Source organism: Propionispira arboris (assembly GCF_900109225.1).
GTDB classification, from domain to species: Bacteria; Bacillota; Negativicutes; order Selenomonadales; family Selenomonadaceae; genus Propionispira; species Propionispira arboris.
This window is the reverse complement of the sequence record NZ_FNZK01000029.1, coordinates 13892-30928: the sequence shown is the minus strand read 5'-3', so window position 1 is coordinate 30928 and position 17037 is coordinate 13892. Positions and strand designations below refer to the sequence as shown.

General features: G+C 35.7%; 17 protein-coding genes and 5 tRNA genes. 21 read left to right on the top strand and 1 reads right to left on the bottom strand.

The genetic code is table 11. The features are described 5' to 3' along the window. Positions 1-10 precede the first annotated feature (10 nt). The 10 genes from BMY14_RS19770 to BMY14_RS19725 all read left to right on the top strand — a co-directional run bounded on the left by BMY14_RS19770 (position 11) and on the right by BMY14_RS19725 (position 7532). Positions 11-86 (top strand) — tRNA-Phe (locus tag BMY14_RS19770). Between the two features lie 8 nt (positions 87-94). Further along, positions 95-170, top strand: a tRNA-Lys gene (locus BMY14_RS19765). Between the two features lie 149 nt (positions 171-319). Next, positions 320-394 (top strand) — tRNA-Glu (locus tag BMY14_RS19760). Positions 395-397: 3 nt separating this feature from the next. After that, positions 398-473 (top strand) — tRNA-Val (locus BMY14_RS19755). A 662-nt stretch (positions 474-1135) separates the two neighbouring features. Beyond that, complete coding sequence (locus BMY14_RS19750; protein ID WP_091835799.1) at positions 1136-2179, top strand: aldose epimerase family protein; 1044 nt, start codon at positions 1136-1138, stop codon at positions 2177-2179. Positions 2180-2580: 401 nt separating this feature from the next. Beyond that, positions 2581-3750, top strand: a complete 1170-nt coding sequence (locus BMY14_RS19745; RefSeq protein WP_091835797.1) for a galactokinase — start codon at positions 2581-2583, stop codon at positions 3748-3750. A 12-nt stretch (positions 3751-3762) separates the two neighbouring features. After that, positions 3763-4752, top strand: coding sequence for a UDP-glucose 4-epimerase GalE (galE, locus tag BMY14_RS19740; RefSeq protein ID WP_091835794.1), 990 nt, complete (start codon positions 3763-3765; stop codon positions 4750-4752). Between the two features lie 41 nt (positions 4753-4793). Next, complete coding sequence (galT, locus tag BMY14_RS19735; protein ID WP_091835791.1) at positions 4794-6293, top strand: UDP-glucose--hexose-1-phosphate uridylyltransferase; 1500 nt, start codon at positions 4794-4796, stop codon at positions 6291-6293. Positions 6294-6320: 27 nt separating this feature from the next. Further along, the gene (locus BMY14_RS19730; protein WP_091835788.1) at positions 6321-7334 is read left to right on the top strand and encodes a LacI family DNA-binding transcriptional regulator; all 1014 of its coding nucleotides are present in this window, start codon (positions 6321-6323) and stop codon (positions 7332-7334) included. Positions 7335-7458: 124 nt separating this feature from the next. Next, positions 7459-7532 (top strand) — tRNA-Gly (locus tag BMY14_RS19725). Positions 7533-7739: 207 nt separating this feature from the next. On the opposite strand, the gene BMY14_RS19720 is transcribed toward BMY14_RS19725, so the two are convergent. Beyond that, entirely contained in the window at positions 7740-9623 is a 1884-nt protein-coding gene (locus tag BMY14_RS19720) for a hypothetical protein (protein WP_091835786.1), read from the bottom strand. Positions 9624-10109: 486 nt separating this feature from the next. On the opposite strand from BMY14_RS19720, the gene BMY14_RS19715 reads away from it, so the two are divergent. The 11 genes from BMY14_RS19715 to BMY14_RS20425 all read left to right on the top strand — a co-directional run bounded on the left by BMY14_RS19715 (position 10110) and on the right by BMY14_RS20425 (position 16972). Next, a complete protein-coding gene (locus BMY14_RS19715; RefSeq protein ID WP_091835783.1) occupies positions 10110-10583 on the top strand; it encodes a hypothetical protein in 474 nt (157 codons plus the stop codon). After that, positions 10558-11061, top strand: a complete 504-nt coding sequence (locus BMY14_RS19710; RefSeq protein ID WP_143063204.1) for a relaxase/mobilization nuclease domain-containing protein — start codon at positions 10558-10560, stop codon at positions 11059-11061. The genes BMY14_RS19715 and BMY14_RS19710 overlap by 26 nt, the downstream gene beginning before the upstream one ends. 64 nt (positions 11062-11125) lie before the next feature. Then, positions 11126-11359, top strand: a complete 234-nt coding sequence (locus BMY14_RS19705) for a helix-turn-helix domain-containing protein (protein WP_091835778.1) — start codon at positions 11126-11128, stop codon at positions 11357-11359. Between the two features lie 59 nt (positions 11360-11418). Further along, complete coding sequence (locus BMY14_RS19700; RefSeq protein WP_177177679.1) at positions 11419-12621, top strand: tyrosine-type recombinase/integrase; 1203 nt, start codon at positions 11419-11421, stop codon at positions 12619-12621. Between the two features lie 2 nt (positions 12622-12623). After that, positions 12624-12881: a ribonuclease H1 domain-containing protein gene (locus BMY14_RS19695; RefSeq protein WP_091835772.1), complete on the top strand. Its 258-nt coding sequence runs from the start codon at positions 12624-12626 to the stop codon at positions 12879-12881. Positions 12882-13050: 169 nt separating this feature from the next. Then, positions 13051-13629: a recombinase family protein gene (locus BMY14_RS19690; RefSeq protein ID WP_091835769.1), complete on the top strand. Its 579-nt coding sequence runs from the start codon at positions 13051-13053 to the stop codon at positions 13627-13629. Positions 13630-14060: 431 nt separating this feature from the next. Continuing rightward, positions 14061-14528 carry a Panacea domain-containing protein gene (locus BMY14_RS19685; protein ID WP_091835765.1) on the top strand — a complete coding sequence of 156 codons (468 nt, stop codon included), beginning with the start codon at positions 14061-14063 and terminating at the stop codon, positions 14526-14528. 7 nt (positions 14529-14535) lie between these two features. Further along, positions 14536-15387 (top strand): hypothetical protein, encoded by an 852-nt coding sequence (locus BMY14_RS19680; protein ID WP_091835763.1) that lies wholly within the window; start codon positions 14536-14538, stop codon positions 15385-15387. Continuing rightward, complete coding sequence (locus BMY14_RS19675) at positions 15371-16123, top strand: NAD-dependent protein deacylase (RefSeq protein WP_091835760.1); 753 nt, start codon at positions 15371-15373, stop codon at positions 16121-16123. The genes BMY14_RS19680 and BMY14_RS19675 overlap by 17 nt, the downstream gene beginning before the upstream one ends. A 309-nt stretch (positions 16124-16432) precedes the next feature. Beyond that, entirely contained in the window at positions 16433-16768 is a 336-nt protein-coding gene (locus BMY14_RS19670; protein ID WP_245741502.1) for a type I restriction-modification system subunit M N-terminal domain-containing protein, read from the top strand. Positions 16769-16819: 51 nt separating this feature from the next. After that, positions 16820-16972 (top strand): hypothetical protein, encoded by a 153-nt coding sequence (locus tag BMY14_RS20425; protein ID WP_177177678.1) that lies wholly within the window; start codon positions 16820-16822, stop codon positions 16970-16972. The last annotated feature ends 65 nt before the right edge of the window (positions 16973-17037 follow it).

Below are 17037 nucleotides of genomic sequence, written 5' to 3'. Positions count from 1 at the left end.
TCGCCATTATGCCTTGGTAGCTCAGTCGGTAGAGCAGAGGACTGAAAATCCTCGTGTCGGCAGTTCGATTCTGTCCTAAGGCACCATTTATTTTGATCCACTAGCTCAGTTGGTAGAGCATCTGACTTTTAATCAGGGTGTCCCGAGTTCGAATCTCGGGTGGGTCACCATTTTGTTAATACACTTCTAGGCTCTTGTTTAGAAGGTTTTTTATTTTATGAGTGGCAGCTGTTTTTTTGAATGAAAAATAAGTTGCAATTCATTGATAAATTATGTATAATATTCTAGTGATGCAAGCATAGTTTGTGAAGTTTTATCTGGCGCGTTGGTCAAGCGGTTAAGACACTGCCCTTTCACGGCGGTTTCATGGGTTCGAATCCCATACGCGTCACCATACGGGCGATTAGCTCAGCTGGGAGAGCGCCTGCCTTACAAGCAGGATGTCGGCGGTTCGATCCCGTCATCGCCCACCATATGAAAAATTAATCCTGTCCAAAGGGACAGGATTTTTGTTATGCGTTGAAATAAAAAATGAAAAAAAGCTTCAGCGCATTTTGTGATTTGCTGGAGCTTTTTGCTGTGATAAGAAAATTTTGTTCATGTGCGTTAAGATTCTTTTTTTAGTACCGGAGTTTTACAACCATGACATTGAATGGGATGGTTATCATATTCTTCCGGAGATGTTGCGGCATTTGCATAACATTTGTTTTCGTGACAATACTGACACTGCATAGTAGATTGTTTATTCATAAGAAACACGACCTTTCCATCAATATAAATTTTAATTAAAAAAAAGAATGTAAATTCATTATGACATGTGCTGAAAAAATAGTAAATAGATACGACATATGTATACATGATTCACGAAATGTATACAATATATAGAATTATTGCTGGTTTTTATCGAAATGTGTATACGTTTTGTAAATCATGTTACTACGGCGTTTTTATTCGCCGTAAAAATCGAAAGGTGATAGTTTGCTGCATGGGCTTGCCAGCACTTTTTAGACAGAAAACGTTTACGTATTTTTCTTGCTTTGCAGGATTTGCGGATTATTTGGTGTATATAAATACAATATACGACTGAAATCAGACGTAGCAGGATGAATTAATAAAATCTAAGGGGTGTTTTTTTATGCAAATTTCTCGTAGTTCGTTTGGTAGGACCAAAGATGGACAGGAAGTTACCTGCTTCCACTTGGAAAACAGCAAAGGCGCTTATGTAAATATTTTGGATTATGGTGCAACGATTCAATCCATTGTGGTTCCTGACCACACAGGAAAATTGGTTGATGTATGCCTCGGTTATGACTCTGCGGCTGAGTATGAGGACAATGGCGGGCATTTAGGCGGTTCTATCGGTCGTTATGGCAATCGTATTGGCAAAGCAGAATTTATCCTTAACGGTAAAACATATAAATTAGCAAAAAATAATAATCAAAACCATTTGCATGGTGGCCCAACTGGCTTTGATCGCCGAATTTGGCAGTATGAAATCGTAACAGACGGTGTCGTTTTTAAACGTGTTTCACCAGATGGTGAAGAACATTATCCAGGCACATTGACGGTAGCAGTTAAATATTCATTTGATGACGATAACTTATTGACACTCGATTATCAGGCTGATACAGATCAGGACACTGTGGTGAATCTTACCAACCATACTTACTTCAATTTAAATGGAGCAGACAGTGGTACAATGCTAAATCAGTTCTTGCAATTGCATAGTGATAAAATTACCGAAATGGACCATGAATCGATTACCACCGGTAAATATCTGCCTGTAGAAAACACTCCATTTGATTTTCGGCAGCCAAAAAAAATTGGTGCTGAAATTGATGATGATACGAATGAGCAGATTCGTTTCGGTAAGGGCTATGATCACAATTTTGTTTTGACAGAAAGCAAAGGTCTCAATGAATTTTCCGTTGCTTATGCCACGGAAAGTGGTATCCAAATGACGTCTCAAACGACGATGCCAGGCGTACAGTTTTATAGTGGTAATTTTTTAAATGGTATGCTTGGTAAAAATGACATGGCTTACCAACGCCGCAGTGGTTTTTGTTTGGAAACACAATATTTTCCAAATTCCTTAGCCTTACCGCAGTTTCCGTCGCCTGTTCTCAAAAAGGGTCAGCACTATCATCATGTAACAACATATGGTTTTTCAATTCGTTAAGACCAATCGATGCAGGGAGAAAGCATGTGGAAAATATGCTTTCTGTTTTCCTGTAATGTGGGTCATTAGGGTGGGAAACGTTTACGGAAACATATTGACAGATATTATTGCAGGTAGTAAAGTAATACATATATAGTAAAAATTAATTTTTGTATAGACACTTGGAACAATTGGACTTGCTGACTAAATTCATGCGTTCCTTATATTTTATTAATAATGGTAAACGTTTACTGTTGCGGTTTTTTTATGAATAATAGAATTGCTTTATATGGTTTTTTTAATAGTTACATAAAAATAGAAAAAAATATACAATATTTACCGGAAAAACAGCTTATTTTTTGTTTTACGACAAAGAAAACAGCTTTTAGATATACTAAAAATATAAGCGGAGGCGAATTACAATGGATATTGTAAAAAACATGCAGGCTGAATTTAAAAAAAACTTTGGTGACCAGGCAACAAGTACCTTTTTTTCTCCAGGACGTGTTAATTTAATTGGTGAACATACCGATTATAATGGAGGAAATGTTTTTCCTTGTGCTATTTCACTTGGTACCTATGCGGTCGCTGCCAAGCGCACGGATAAAAAAATGCGTTTGTATTCGATGAATATACCGGAAAAAGGTGTTATTGAATTTGAAATTGCATCATTGAGTTATGATAAAAAATATGACTGGGCAAATTATCCAATGGGTGTCATCCAAATATTACAGAATCATGGTTTTGAAATTGCCACAGGGTTCGATATTTTATTTTATGGTACATTGCCAAATGGTGCCGGTCTTTCCTCTTCCGCTTCATTAGAAGTACTGACTGGAGTTATTTTAAATGAATTTTTGAATTTGAAAATCGATCGGGTCGATTTGGTGAAAATGAGCCAGGAAGCTGAAAACAAATTCGTGGGTGTAAACTGTGGAATCATGGATCAATTTGCTGTAGGCATGGGCAAAAAAAATCATGCGATTTTACTCGATTGCAACACATTGGTCTATAGATATAGTAAAATAGAACTTAATGGGTATAGCATTGTTATAGCCAATACCAATAAAAGACATAGCCTCGGTGATTCAAAATACAATGAACGCCGCGGTGAATGTGAAGCCGCACTGGCGCAGCTGCAAACTGTAAAATCCATGAAGGCCTTGGGCGAACTTACGGATGCACAGTTCGATGAACTTTCCAAGGCTATTTCGAATCCAATCCAACGTAAGCGTGCCCATCATGCCGTTTATGAAAACCAGAGAACATTAGAAGCGGTCGCAGCATTAGAAAATAAAGACCTGGTTAAATTTGGTCAATTAATGAATGCTTCGCATGTATCTTTGCGAGATGATTATGAAGTTACGGGTATCGAACTTGATACATTAGCTGAACTTGCCTGGAAGCAAGAAGGCGTTTTGGGTTCACGTATGACCGGTGGTGGCTTTGGCGGTTGTACCGTAAGTATTGTTAAAGATGAATGCATTGCTGCCTTTGAAAAAAATATCGCAGCAGAATACACAGCAAAAATTGGTTATGCCCCAGATTTTTATGTAGCAAATATTTCGGACGGTGCAGGTTTGATAAAATAGGAGGAATATAAAATGGCAATATTAGTATGTGGTGGTGCAGGGTATGTTGGTTCACACGCTGTACATGAATTGATTCAACAAAATGAAGACGTTGTGATTGTCGATAATTTACAGACAGGACATAAACAGGCGATTCATCCGCAAGCAAAATTTTATCAGGGTGATATTCGTGATGCGGTAATACTTGATAAGATTTTTATGGAAAATAAAATTGATGCGATCATTCATTTTGCGGCTAATTCACTCGTTGGTGAAAGTATGGTTGAACCATTGAAATATTTCAATAACAATGTGTATGGCATGCAGGTTTTACTCGAAAGCATGGTTAAACACAAAATTGACAAGATTGTTTTCTCTTCTACAGCGGCTGTTTATGGCGAACCAAAACGAGTGCCAATTATGGAAGATGATGAAACAAAACCAACAAACCCATATGGTGAAACAAAATTAACGATGGAAAAAATGATGAAATGGGTCAATAAAGCCAATGGTATCAATTATGTATCTTTGCGTTACTTTAATGTGGCGGGGGCACTCGATGATGGTTCCATCGGCGAAGACCATGCACCGGAAACACATTTGATTCCGCTTATTTTACAGGTTCCACTCAAAAAAAGAGAGCATATCACAATTTTTGGTGAAGACTATCCAACGGAAGATGGTACTTGTCTGCGTGATTACATTCACGTCATTGATTTGGCGGATGCCCATATTCGTGCGATGAATTATCTACGCAGTGGCAAAGAAAGCAATATTTTCAATCTGGGTAACGGCAAAGGCTTTTCAGTTAAAGAAATGATCGCTGCTGCCGAAAAGGCTACGGGTGAATCCATTAAAGTTGAAGTCGGCGCTCGTAGAGCCGGAGATCCAGCGCAGCTTATCGCCTCCAGCGAAAAAGCACAGACAATTTTGGGTTGGAAACCTTGCTATACAAATATTGAACAAATTATCAAAACGGCATGGACCTTTCATAAAAAACATCCAAACGGTTACGACGAATAGAAAACAGAGTTCATCGGCTTGGGGATAGAGGGAAGAAGATTATGATCAATTACGAAATAAATCGTTTAGTGAATTTTGCCCTGCAGCAGGGGCTGTTAGTTGTCGAAGATAAAATTTATGCGGCCAATCTTTTACTGGCAGAATTACAGCTGGCAGAATTTACTGAAGAAACAGTCGAAGAAACACTGGAAACACCAACACCAATTCTCGAAAAGATTCTTGAGTATGCAGTAAAAAAGGGTTTCATCGAAAACACAACTACGGAACGCGACTTGTTTGACACGCGGATCATGAACTGTCTGATGCCGCGTCCATCCGAAGTCATTGCACAATTTAAAAAGCAATATGAGCTTTCGCCAGTGGCAGCAACGGATTTTTATTATAAGTTTAATATTGCATCAAACTATATTCGTAAAACACGCATTGATAAAAATATCGCATGGAAGACAAAAACGGAATATGGTGACTTGGATATTACAATCAATCTGTCCAAACCAGAAAAAGATCCGCGTGATATTGCGAAAGCTAAACTAGTCAAATCTTCATCATATCCACAATGTCTTCTCTGCAAAGAAAATGAAGGGTTTGCGGGACATATCAATCATCCGGCGCGCCAAACTCATCGCATTATTCCAATGCAATTGCAGAAAAAAGCCTGGTTTTTGCAATACTCTCCCTACACCTATTATAATGAACATTGTATTATCCTAAATAGTGAACATATACCGATGAAAATATCGCGTGCAACTTTTGCGAATTTAGTAGATTTTCTAGACTTGTTTCCGCACTATTTTGCTGGGTCGAATGCCGATTTGCCGATTGTTGGTGGTTCCATCCTATCACATGACCATTATCAAGGCGGTCGTTATACATTTGCGATGGATAAAGCCCTTGTGGAACAAGAATATAAAATACCAGGCTTTGAAAAAGTTTCGGTTGGTCGTGTGAAATGGCCAATGTCTGTTTTGCGTCTGCATTCAAACGACGCACGGCAGATCGTTGATCTTGCTGTAAAGATACTGGATTTATGGCGTGGCTACAGCGATGCAGATGCTGCTATTTTGGCTGAAAGTGATGGCGAAAAACATAATACGATCACGCCAATTGCCCGCAAACGTGATGGTGCTTATGAATTTGATTTAGTTCTTCGTAATAATCGGACGAGTAAAGAACATCCAATGGGTATTTTTCATCCACATGCCGAAGTACATCATATCAAAAAGGAAAATATCGGTCTCATTGAAGTGCTTGGATTGGCTATTTTGCCAGCTCGCCTAAAAGAAGAACTAGAACTTTTGCGCATGGAATTATTAAAAGGAACAAGTGATGTTTCAAATATAGAATCCATAAAAAAGCATGCAGATTGGTACCAGGATTTGCGGCTTAAATATCATCAATTTACTGAAACAACAATTGATGATATACTCAAAACAGAAATTGGTCTTAAATTTATGCAAGTTTTGACGCATGCTGGTGTATTTAAACGAGACAATCATGGGATCAAAGCATTTGATGCTTTTGTTCAAATTGTAAAAAAATAGAATGATAAAGAAGAGTAGGATACGAAAATGAAAGCAACGATTATTGATGTAGCAGCAAAAGCAAGTGTTTCTGTGGCGACCGTATCACGGGTCGTCAATGGAAACTACCCTGTGAAGGAAGAAACTAGGCAACGCGTTATGAGGGCCATTGAAGAACTGCGCTATGTGCCAAATATCCAGGCGCGGGAACTTAATATGCAAAAATCAACGACAATTGGTGTTGTTGTGCCAAGTCTTTATAATATGTTTTTTGCCGAAGTTATCAACGGGATCGAAGATTATTTGAGTCGAGATTCTTATTCACTGCTCTTATCGTGTGCTAAAAACAATCCGAAACAGGAAGCTAAGTGCATCAATGATTTTATTTCTCGGAATGTATCGGGAATTATCGTCATTAGTCCGAATACGGAAAATATTGAAACCAATTTTTATGAACAGCTGGTACAGCATCAGTCGATTGTTTTTATTAACAGTTATGCAAAATTACCGAATATATCCTATGTATCGAATGATGAAGATATGGGATCTAGAATAGCTTTGCAATATTTACTCGATTACGGGCATAAAAAAATCTTATTTTTACGGGGCATTAATAGTGATTCTTATCAGATAAAAGAAGATACCTATATTGAGGTCATGAAGAAAAAGGGTTTGTACAATCCAGCTTATATTGTGAATGTCGGCGAGGGAAATGGTACGGAAACCGTTGATAATAGCATGTATAAGCTTATGGATATGATGCTCAATCTGGATGCAACCGCTATCTTTACTTGCAACGATCTCATGGCAGTGGGAGCAGTTAATGCCTGTAAAAAGATGGGGCTTCAAATTCCACGGGACATGTCAATTATTGGTTATGATAATATTTCACTCAGTCATTTTATCGAACCAAAACTCACGACAATGGACCAAAATATGTTTGCTCTCGGCACCAATGCGGCGGAACTTCTGATTGAAAAAATTCAAACTGGAAAAAATAAAAAAGTAGTTCTCGATAACATCTTGATTGAACGAGATACAACCGGACCTTGTTTACGATAACGAATAAATTCACCTCTGCATAGTCTTATTTGTGCAGAGGTGAATTTGTTTAGAGAAAAATGGTAATTTATCTTGAAATCGAAACTGGTTTGTGTTAGACTAGTTAAGTCAGTGTACCGCATATGCGGGCGTAGCTCAATGGTAGAGCGCTTGCTTCCCAAGCAAGACACGAGGGTCCGATTCCCTTCGCCCGCTCCATAAGTAAATCAAGCCCTCACAGGGATTACTGTGAGGGCTATTTTTGTGCGAAAAAACCTTAAAAAAACCTTATTAGGAGTAATATGGTAGATAACATAAATCAGAAATAAATAAGACAGTAAAGTTATTGATTGAATCGTAGCGGTCCTTATAATTTAAATCTAGTATATGGGAGACTTGATAATTACTTTACTGTCCGTTTATAGTTTAGATCATGTACTTTCGAATGAGCGAGGATAGATATTCAGAAAAGTCTTCGGTTAATTTGTTTTCCAGCTTGGCCGCGTTTACTTGAATGCATTTTTCTATGTGAGAGTCTAATTTATCCTTTTGTATAGAAAGACCATAAAATCCTCGATACTCACGTTTTTCTGTTACGTATATACCTATAGTTTGACGTTTTTTGTAGAAGATAGGATGATAACGGTCTTTTAGGATTTTTGTGAAATCGTCAATAGATAACAAGTGCTTTTTTGAAAAAGTGGCATTATACCATAAATCAAACGCTTGAAATAAATCATTTCTAGTGGAAAATGGAAGGCAATCAATTCCTAATTCAGAGATTTTTTTACTTTTGCTTTTTTCGTCAAAGGATTGAATATTTTCCATATCGATTAATTTTGATGAGCTAATTTGCATGGTACTATCAGTGCAAAATTCTAATAGGAAGGTTGAAATATTTTTTTCGATTGAAGAATCATTATTTGAAGTTAAAGTGATAGGGCTGGTGGGCGTGTTGGTCTCTATGTATGTGTCTATTGTGTAAAAAATGGATGTTAAAAGCATAAAAATATGTTCGTGAGGATTTAGTTTAAATTTGTCACTACAACTGTTTGACAGATCACCATCAAAGTGAATTATGTTGTAAAACGTATTGGCAATTCCTAAGGATTTTTCTATATTAGATTCATTTTTGTCGGTTATGTATATATAATGCATATTGTTTTTATGAGATATTTCGCCGAAAACAGGATCTTTTATAGAGACATAATGATCAGATACTAGTTTTTTTATAAAAGAAGGGTCTAAGCAAGTTGAGTTACTGGAGTCTAAATTAAGCATCTGAAGGAAGTATTTATTCTTTATAAATATTGGTAAAAGCTTATAGGATAAAGAGTTCAAAGGATATTCTGTTGTATGTGGTTCTGGAGGACAAAGACAATATAAAAATTTTCTTATGTAACTGATATTATTGCACTGTATAACTGTTATTTGAGGATAATTTTGATTAAGTATTTTGAAAATGGATTTTCCAATATATATTTTCCCTAGTAGAGTAAAAAGTTGATTTATTGTATGTGTATTGCCGTTCGAAATATTAAATAAAATACTTCGTAAATTGTCAAATAAATTGAGCCCTTTTTTATTGAACACGGTAGTGTCTTTTTTGAGTTCATATTGAATCCGGTTTTTTGAAAAAATAGCTTCGTCTTGTGATGGTAACGGAAGTGACATTTCAGATAATATTTTAAGATGAAAGCGGTCATAATTTCCATCTTGTGCAATTATTCTTTTTGTTTCTGGTATAGAATGGATGATTTTTTCGGCGGCTAAGGAGACAAAAGGATATATAGAATCTTTTTTTGATAAAAAAGATAATTGGGATTTAAAAGGTTTTTCAAATATGAATTTTTTATGATAATAAAAAATCGCAAATAATTCATCTGATGTAGGAGGAAAGGTATTCGCAGTATGGAACTTTTGAAATTTTAGAGCTAGCATTTCTATATCAGTTTGTGTACATAAAAAATCATTTTCATGAAAATAAATCAATGTTTTATCTAATCTTATATGAGAAATATTATAATTATCCAAAATACACTTGGTGCAAATTTCCATATTAGAAGTTAAGTGACAGCTTTTATTAGAACACATTCGATGAATATAGCTTTTAAAATGGTTAAAATAAATGGTTTCTTTATGATTTTGAGCAGTTTCTTTAGCATCTTCATTTATACTATTAGTGAGGCGATTTAGTATGTTTTGACTAAACGTATGTTCTCTTTCCTTGATGTGTTTAGAGGAAACTTCAGGTACTGATTTGATAAAAGGGGCTTGAAATGTAAAATTTGCGAACTGTTTTTCTGTCATAAGACTTACACTCCTAGTGTTTTTATAGTGTCGACATCGCTATCGACAAATATCTACATATATATTTCGGGATTTGATTGAATAATTCCTGTCTTCTATTGAAAGTATAAAAACCTAGATAGAATAGGCTATTGGGGAACCAATATAAAATAATCTACAGACGACACGACAATAGTGTCGACAGTGTAATATTAATATAAGCTAAGCCATATAAGAATCATTATTGCTAAATTAACACATATTACAAATTTAATAAAAAATATCTTTATAACAATACTGTAATGATAGAAAATAAAAAGGATAGATTATAGAAGCATTCTAATAAATCGAAAGATATAGATTGTGGTATTTAGAAAGTTAATATAGAAATGATATTACCAAGATAGAAATTGCTATCATCCGAAAATATAATTTTACAATGAAAAATACAATTGGGTAAAGCGAAGGCTTTACCCAATTTTTTATTGATAAGGATGATGTAATATTATGCAAAAACAAAATAGTAGGCCAATCAAAATTGTTGAGTTGGTGGAATCGAAAAAAGACAATGCGGGCACAAGCAGGCAGGTTAATGTGCGGTTTAAAAAAGATGAACTTATTAAATTAGAACGTATAAAAAGAGAGACGGGATTATCGTTTCCTAGTATCATTCAAAACTTTGTAAGAGAAAAAGATGTTGCTGTTAGATATGATGCCAAGAGTGTTATAAGGCAGCTAACGGATATTCATAATGCGTTTAATGAGTACAACCATTATGTAGTGGGTGAAATAGATGATTTGAAAACTATATTTTCAAAAGTTAATGAAAATATAGTTGATAGTAATATAGGATTACAGTTGAAACCATTGATTTTAGATGCTGAGATTCTAACTGAACACTTATTAAAAAAGTATAGAAAAACAAATGAAGATCTGAATCAGGAGATGAAAAATATTGTCGATATTCACGATGGAAAGTGATCAAGGAAACTTGGTCGAGTCATTGTATAAAAAAATTATTTATATAACGCGAATAACGGCAAGCCGACGGGATTATATCTATGGAGCAGCACTTTCTGTATACAATCCATATGGGGAAATGATGCTTGTAAAAGAAACATTTGATCAAGCTTTCGGAAAAGGATATTTTCATTATACTTTAAATCCCGAGACAGCAGATATTCTTGACTTAGGGAAATTTTATGATTTAGCCACTAATATGACTGAAGTGATTAGTAGTTTTTGTGGACATTATCAAGTGTTGATGGCAATTCACTTTAATGAAGAGCAATATCATATACATTTCATTGCCAATAATATTGACTATATAACTGGTAACCGGCTCGATATAAATCGACATAGATTGTCGAAAATAAAGGATTGTATTAATACTATATTAATGCAGCATGATGTATCGGTTATTAGAAAAAAAGACAATAATGGTCAGGTTTTAATCTAGCAAAATATCTTTTTAACATATGATGGACTATTTTGTAATTAGATTGAAAGGTAGTTGATTTTAAGTGGAAGAAAAGCATGCGAAAAATAAATTTTTAACAGCAAATGAGGTTGCTGACGAATTTTTTCAAGGGAAACTGAAGTATCAAAGGGTATTAAAAATGACAAGAGAAGGTGAGTTGCCTGCAATAAAAATAGGCAAGGCTTATGTGTATTTGTTATCAGAACTTCAAAAATGGGTTGACGGAAAATTTAGGCAACCTGCCTGGTCGGGGAAAGAAATAAAGTGGATTGATTGAATTTATTAGATTAAAGAGCGCATTGAAAAATGCGTTCTTTTTTATTTGGGGGAATTATTATGGCAGGGTCAATTCGAGATTTGGAAAATGGTCGATGGGAATTAAGAATTTCGAATGGTTATGACGAAAATCATAAACAGCGTCGTCTTACAAAGCGAATCAAAGCAAGCTCGAAACGTCAAGCGCAAAAGGCGTTAGATGAATGGAATATTTTGTTAGCACATAAACCACAGGACGTACTCGATAATAAAATAACATTTGGTCAATTAGTTCAGATTTGGGATCGACGTCACAATTCTAAACTGAGTGCTGCAACAAAAATTGGTGACCGAAGTAGGTTAGAAAAGCGAATTCTACCTCGATTTTGGGGAATAAAGTTGAAAAAGGTGACACCAGAATTAATACTGGATTTTGTAAAAGAATTGCGGCAAGATGGTATGAATGAAAACACGGGTGGCATTCTATCAGCGACAAGTATATATGCTCATTATAAGGTAATAAGCCAGGTGTTAAATAAAGCAGTTGAATGGGGCTATATGACGGAAAATCCTTGTTATAAAATACCAAGGAATGAACGTCCGCGACCGGAATATCATCAACATCCAATTTTTAACGAATCCGAGTTAAAGGCTTTTTTGAAGAAGGTAGATGGATTAAAAGATACGCCAACCAATGTAAAACACCAGTTGATGTTTTACATTGCACTACTGACAGGAACTCGTAAAGCTGAACTAGGAGCGTTGACATGGGATCGGATTGATTTTCAGGAAAAAGCGATTTATGTTGATAAGGCTGTTCAGTTTGCCAAAGGTGCAAATCGGGATTTCGGCAAGCCTAAAACAAAATCATCTATCAGGAAACTTTATTTGGATGATCGGATTGTTAAATTGCTAAAAAAGCATAAATATTATCAGGAGTTGTATTTAAACAGGCACGGATATAGTAATCCAAAACATATTGTGTTTTTAGCGGTAAGACGCAGTGGGGGAGAGTTAAAACCAGTTAGTGCAAATTGTTTTTATATTTGGCTGAGTAAGTTTGCTAAAGAGAATAGTTTTAGCCATATAACGGTACATTCTTTACGACATATGGCAGCAACCTATGCACTGAATTGTGGGGCCTCACTGACTTCAGTACAGACAATGTTAGGGCATACGAATATACGTACTACATCTATTTATTTGCATGATACGGACGATCAGAGAAAAGCGGCTGCAGCAATATTAACAAGAAATTTTGATAAAATGAGAGGAGAAGAATAATTATGAAATTTTATGGTGTTTATGGGAAAAATGGTGGGGGCGTTTATACTAACTGGCAAAGAGTGTTAGATACACGAAAATATATTGATGGTGTTAAAAATAAAGCCTTTAAAAGTAGGGTCGAGGCTGTTTCATTTGTCATTGAAGGTTTGGAAAATGATTATGGCGTTATCAATTCAGGACTGCTGTCGACAGCGGTGTTCGAAAAATATAATTGGTTTTATCGTTTGATAGAATTGAAAACAATATTAAAAAAATAGGCTTTAATAATATAATTGGGCACAGAATATTTTATAAATTAGAAAAAGTGCCAATAGGGTCCGATATACACATGGAACGTTTCAAATATCGTTTTCATGTTTAAATGGGACGTGGAAATTGCGTTCCATTAGACTGTACCCTATTGGTTCAGAGAGGTGGCAAGTAAAAATGAAGATTGGATATATTCGTGTAAGTACACAGGAACAAAACACAGAGCGGCAGAAAGTGCTGATGGAAAAACTTGGCGTTGATGAAGTATACATTGATAAAATGAGTGGTAAAAATACAAACCGCCCAGAATTGAAAAATTTGATGGGATTTGCTAGAAAAGGAGATATCGTGATTGTTGAATCAATTAGTCGATTTGCTCGTAATACAAAAGACTTATTGGACTTAATTGAACAGTTAAAGCAAAAAGAAGTAGAGTTTATTTCACAGAAAGAAAATATTGATACGAAAACACCAACAGGAAAATTTATGTTAACAATATTTGGTGCGGTTGCAGAATTAGAACGAGAATATATATTACAGCGGCAACGAGAAGGCATCGAGATTGCTAAAAGACAAGGAAAATATCGTGGGCGGCAGCCAAAAGAATATGCTGGATTTGATGACATATGTAAAAAAGTTGAGGCTGGGGAGATAACAGCTACAATGGCTATGAAGATCTTGGGAATAAAGAAGTCGACATTCTATCGCAGAATAAAGAAAATAAAAACCATTGAAAATAATGAAAGCAGTAAATAATTCGAAATCAATCCAGTAGAAATTGTGCTTTTTAGAGAAAGTGGCGTGAAGGATTAATGTTGCTGATTTTCGCCTGCATAAAATTATGTTTTTTAGTAATTATTTTATAGTTAGGGTACAACTGGGGTGCCGTAACGGTAATGCATCATAAGAAAATGTAAAGTTTATTCATTTTGTTTTTATTATGTATGCATAAAATTTTCATGTTATAATGAAACAGTGACACATACAACATTGATTTTTTTAACACTGTAATGTATAATTAAATATAGGAAGGGCATGACCACTAAATGGTCAGCCCTAAATTTGCAACGAAAAGTCTACCGCCTTAGCTTGATTGCTGGAGGCGGTTTACTGTATCTTAAAAGATAAGTTTATTGATGTGCACTGCATAATGAACTTATTGTGATGAACAGTGGAGGGGGATACGTATGGAAAATACATTAGCTGTAGCCCAAACACTTTATAACACTTATTTTAGTGTGTTTAATGAGCCAATGGATGAAATGAAAATGCACAAATTGATGTACTTCACACAAAGAGAGTCATTGATATGCACAAAAGAGCCTTTGTTCGATGAAGCGTTTCACGGATGGAAATATGGACCTGTTTTGCGTTCTGTTCGAGAAGAATATAAAAGAGGGGCTAACTTTAATGACAGCAATGTTGCAATCTCAGTAGATTCTCAAAAAATAGTCAAACAGGCTTTTGATAGATATGCCCGTATGTCTGCATGGAAATTAAGTACGTTATCACATGGAGAATTAGCTTGGAAAGTTTCACGTAAGGGGCTTAAAACAGGAGAAAACGGAAATATTCCATTAAAACTCAGTGCAATGAGAATTGACGCATTAAGGGAGTCTTCTGAAAGGGCAAGATCCGGATCGCAAGCAGAATAAAAATGGGGTGAGTTTTATAAGTATTAAAGAGATAAGAACATTTTGTCAACAATACACATGTGAAACATTAACTAGTAACCCAAAAAACAAGGATGCAATTTTATCATTTACTACAACTGAGTATGGAGAACCTTTAGTAAACTATCTGCAAAATGATGCGTGGAAACATGATGAAGATGGGAAAACAAAGGTATATCTAATAAAGGATAGTAAAGATGAAATTGCATTTTATTTTTCATTAAAATGTGGTCTTTTATATAAAAAAGAGATGGAACTAGATCAAGAGAAAGAATATTATGTAGATTCAATTTATAAAATAATGGAAAATACAACAGATACTTCACAGCATGAATTAGATGGTCTTTATACTGATGTATTAGCCACGTTTGACGTTAAAGGAGCTACAGAATTATTTAACATTGCAAGAAGTCGATTAGAAGCAAAAAAAGATCAAGAACGAGATCCATCTAAGACAACACATGTCGCAGAGTGTTATCCAGCAATTGAGTTGATGCATTACTGTAAGAATACAAGCTACAAGGGGTATAAATATACAGAAGTTCCTCTTGGATTTGTCTTATTTTGGGAAGTTGTTGTTCCTCAAATTTGCAGAATAACCGAAACGATAGGCTGTGAGTATGTATATTTATTTGCTGCAGATAAGAGCGATAGAAGCCATCATCGATTAGTTGATCATTATCGCAATGCTTATAAATTCGATTCAATGACGGATGCTGTTGTCTTAAAATCGGATTATGAAACGGACTGCTATACACTAACACAAGATATTTCGGCCTTAAAAGAGAATAGAGAAGGTATTTGGAAAGAACGCATGGAAGACTATGAAAATGATGAATAATAATCTAGTACAAATTTTAAAGCAAAGTAAAAACATTGTTTTTTTTGGCGGAGCAGGCGTATCTACAGAGTCAGGCATCCCTGATTTTCGTAGTGAGGAAGGTATCTATAATCAAAAAACAAACAATAGTTATTCACCGGAAGAAATAGTATCTCATTATTTTTTTAAAAGACGACCAAAGGATTTCTATTCATTCTACAAAGCCAAACTTGTGCATCTTGAAGCCAAACCAAATGATTGCCATAGAGCACTAGTCACTCTAGAAAAGATGGGAAAACTATCCGCTATAATTACGCAGAATATTGATGGGCTTCATCAAGCTGCAGGTTCCAAAAATGTAATAGAATTACATGGGTCCGTATATGAAAACTATTGCATAAAATGTCACAAGAAATACGATATCTCTTACATTCTCAATGCTAAAGATATCCCCTTCTGTTCGTGTGGAAAACTCATTAGGCCGGATATAGTTCTTTATGGAGAAACGTTGGATGAAAATGTGATAAAGCAGGCAATTGAAGCCATTAGTAGTGCCGACACTTTAATTATTGGTGGGACTTCTTTAATCGTTTATCCTGCAGCGACGCTTGTAAATTATTTCCATGGAAAAACTATTGTTTTAATTAATAAAACAGTCACTCCAGCTGATGAAAAAGCCAACCTTATTATCCATGATCCAATTGCAAAAGTTATGAATAGTGCTGTTACGCTATTATTAAAAAGCACAGAAATCTGACCTTGAAGAGCAACTGGGTTTGTATCCGTGTTTTTCAAGTAAACTACAAAAATTTATGAATGCCGTTATCGACTGACGTGTTGTCAAGGTAACGGCATTTTTGACGCTTACTCTGTAAATAAGCATATCAGCCAGTTTCATGGTCTGCACAGCGTAGAGATCGCCAAATATCCAATCCATAGGGTAGTCAATTGACATGCGTTGTATCAGCAGGGAAACAGAACGCTTTAGTCGAAATGGTATAAATTACAAATATTATAAATGAAGCAGCTATAAGCGGGATTTCAATAAGAAAATGGGGTTGTTTCTTTGTCCAATATAGTCAATCAACAAAGTCTTGCCGATTTTATCTGGGACGTAGCCGATCTTTTACGCGGCGATTTTAAGCGGTCGGAGTTTGGACGAATCATATTACCGTTTACGGTGTTGCGGCGGTTGGAGTGTGTGCTTGAACCAACGAGGGCGGCGGTTCGAAATCAATACAAGGCGAGAAAGGATAGTGGTGTGGATCTGGACTTGCTTTTGCCGGGAACGGCCAAGGCAGCGTTTTACAATATATCCGAGTTTTCGTTGGCTAACGTCGGCTCAACGAGCACGCGGGCGAATCTGGAAGATTATATAGCGAAGTTTTCGCCAAGTGCCTAGCAGATTTTTGACCATTTTGCGTTCGATAACGGGCTTGTCGAATTTAAAACGGTGTCAGATAAAGAAGTGCAGTATTCGCTTTCGGATCCGAAAGACGGTCTAACCAAAGCCAATACGGACGAATATATGACAGCGTGTATCGCTAAAATGTATTTTCAAATAAAAGCGCAAATTAAAGAAGTCACCGTTATGGCACTTGTTTGAGTGTAGTCAACGTCAAAAAAGCCCTGCAACTGCGGGGCTTTTCCTGTATATAGATCGATTGGGCA